Genomic DNA, 2533 nt, shown 5'->3' with positions numbered 1-2533 from the left:
GTCAGTCAGTCTGGCGGGGGTGGGGTGGTGGAGGTCGTGGCGGGTGGTGTGGAGTTTTTTGAGGGTTCGGGCGACGTGGTGTTCGACGGTGGGGACGGACAGGGACAGGGCGCGGGCGATGTCCCGGTTGGTGGCGCCGGTGGTGAGGAGGTCGGCGACCTGCCGTTCGCGTGGGGAGAGCTCGTCGCCGTGGGAACGGCGGCCACGGGGAACGGGGCGTTCCTGGCCGAGTTCGCGCAGCGTCTGCTGGCAGCGGGCCTGGTCGGCTGCGGCGCCAAGACGGGTGTAGGTGTTCAGAGCGTCCTGGAAGGAGCGGGCCGCGCGGCCGGGGTTGTCGGGGTGCGCGACGAGGTGGGCGTGGCCGGTGTGCTCGGCGACCTGGGCGGCCTGGTAGACGCGCCCGAGGGCCTCGTACCGGGTGCGCGCTTGCTCGAGAAGACCGAGGGCCTCATCTGGGTTGGTGGGGGTGGCGAGCAGACCTTGAGCCCACGGCACTTCGGCCGCTGCGCCGGGGGCGTCGCGGCCCTCGATCCCGCGGGCGGTCGCGCGGATCAGTTCGTGTGCCTGTTCCGGTAGTCCGCAGGCGAGGGCCGCCTGGACGGCGGTCGGCACCAGGTCCACCGCCCACACCCAGATGCCTTTGGTCCGCTGAAGCTCGAGCGCCGGCTGCAGGCGTTCCCAAGCCGCCTCTGGCGCGGCCTCGGCGAGTTCGAGGCGGCCCATGCTTGCTGCGAGCATGATTCGCCAGGGAGGATAGTCGACGTTGGTGGTCGTCTCCTGCAGGGTTGTGAGACGTTCGCGGGCGCGTGCCCAGTGTCCGCGGGCGAGGTCCAGCTGCGCACGGATGAGCATCGGCTCTCTCTCGAACGCGCCGCCCTCTTGGTCGGCTTCAGGGGCGATGGATTCGAGGCGCTCGTCCAGCCCGTCCCACAAGCCGTCGGCGAAGTCCAGCTCCAGCCTTGTCGATTCGCACGCTGCCGCCAGGGCTTGGTTGCCGGTCCGATTGGCCAGCGTCGTCGCCTCGTCGAGCAGCCTTCGGGCCCTGGGGCCGTCGCCCCGCAACACCACCGCGTCCGCGGCGTTGAACAGGGCCCGGCAGCACTGCTGCTGAACGTTGCGGTTCTCGCCCTGGTGGGGCAGTTGCTCCAGCAGTTCCCGTGCGGCGGGGTCGCCGAGCAACTCGAGCAGAGTGATGTGGCTGGCCAGCACGTGTGCGTGGGCCACGGGGTCGTCGGTGCGGGCCACGGCGTGCACCGCCCGCTCCATCCACGCGATGCCCTCCGCGACGGGGGTCGTGCCGTAGAGACTCATGCCGAGGGTCGCCATGGCGGCTGCGGCCAGGTCCGGGCGGCTGTCCAGTTCGCTGATCGCCCGCTCCACCTCCCGCCAGTTCTTCAGCTCCGATGAATGGCCGAGGAGGGCCCATGCGAGGTTGAGACGGATCTCGCCGCGGACGGCGGTGGGGAGGGCGGGGTCCGCGACGATGGCGCGCAGCGCGGTCACGGTGGTGGTGAGTTCGAGGCGCCGGTTGGCGATGTGGGCGAGGGTGAGGGCGTTGGTGGTGCGTTGCTGGGTGGGGAGGGTGGGTTCGGCGAGGAGTTGTTGGAGGAGTTGGGTGGCGATGCCGTCGTCGCCGATGCGGGTGGCGTGGTCGGCTGCGGCCTGGGCGCGGGGGATCCAGGCGTGGGGGTCGCCGAGTTGGCGGGTGTGGTGGGCGATCTGGACCAGGGGCGGGTTGGAGCCGGTGTCGAGGGCCTGGACGGCGCGTTGGTGCAGGCGTCGGCGGCGGGGGCCGGGGACCTTGTCGTAGACGGCCTGGCGGGCCAGGACGTGCCGGAAGCCGTAGTGCCCGGGGAGGGTCTCCTCCAGGACGCCGGCGTCCAGGGCTTCGGTGAGGCCGGCTTCGGCGTCGTCCTCCTGCAGGTGAGCGACGGTGGCGAGGAGTTCTTCTGTCGCGGGGACACCGAGGACAGCGGCGGCGTGTACGGCCGCGACGGCGACCACGTTGAGCACAGCGAGACGGGCACCGACCGCTTCCCTCAGAGCCCGGGGCGCCGGGAGGCCCTCCAGGGCACTGGAGCCGGAGTGGGGTGATCGTTCGGTGGGGCGGCGCCCGGTGGCGGTGAGGGCGAGGAGGTCCTCCTCGGCGACGAGGGGCAGGCCCGCGCTACGTTCGAACAGCTGGCGTCCCAGCGCGTGCGCGGCGGGTTTGCCGAGGACACCGGCGGCGAGCTGTTGGACCTGTGCCTGGTCGAGGGGGTGCAGGGTGATGTCGTGGCCGCCGACGCCTGCTGGGCGGCGGTAGGGGGAGCCGAGCGGGGCGGTGCCGACGGGGAGGTCGCTGCGGCGGTAGGTGATGAGCAGACGCAGGTGCGGGGGCGGGTTGCGGGCCAGCAGGAGGAGGAGTTCGCGGGTGGCGTCGTCGGCCCAGTGGACGTCCTCGACCACCAGCACCGCGGGTCCGATCGCGGCCAGCACGTCGTGGATCGCCCGCATCAGCTGCTGCCCACCTGCGGGTCCTGGGTCGGTGTCG

At 72.2% G+C, this 2533-nt stretch carries 1 protein-coding gene; it reads right to left on the bottom strand.

The window, feature by feature from the left end; genetic code table 11:
* Positions 1-2496, bottom strand: a 2496-nt coding sequence (locus ACIOFR_RS42045; RefSeq protein WP_401006089.1) for an ATP-binding protein, incomplete at its 3' end; no start/stop codon positions are given.
* Between the last annotated feature and the right edge of the window lie 37 nt (positions 2497-2533).

This window comes from Kitasatospora sp. NPDC088346 (assembly GCF_044740765.1).
Lineage (GTDB): Bacteria > Actinomycetota > Actinomycetes > Streptomycetales > Streptomycetaceae > Kitasatospora.
This window is presented reverse-complemented; position numbering and strand designations above follow the sequence as displayed.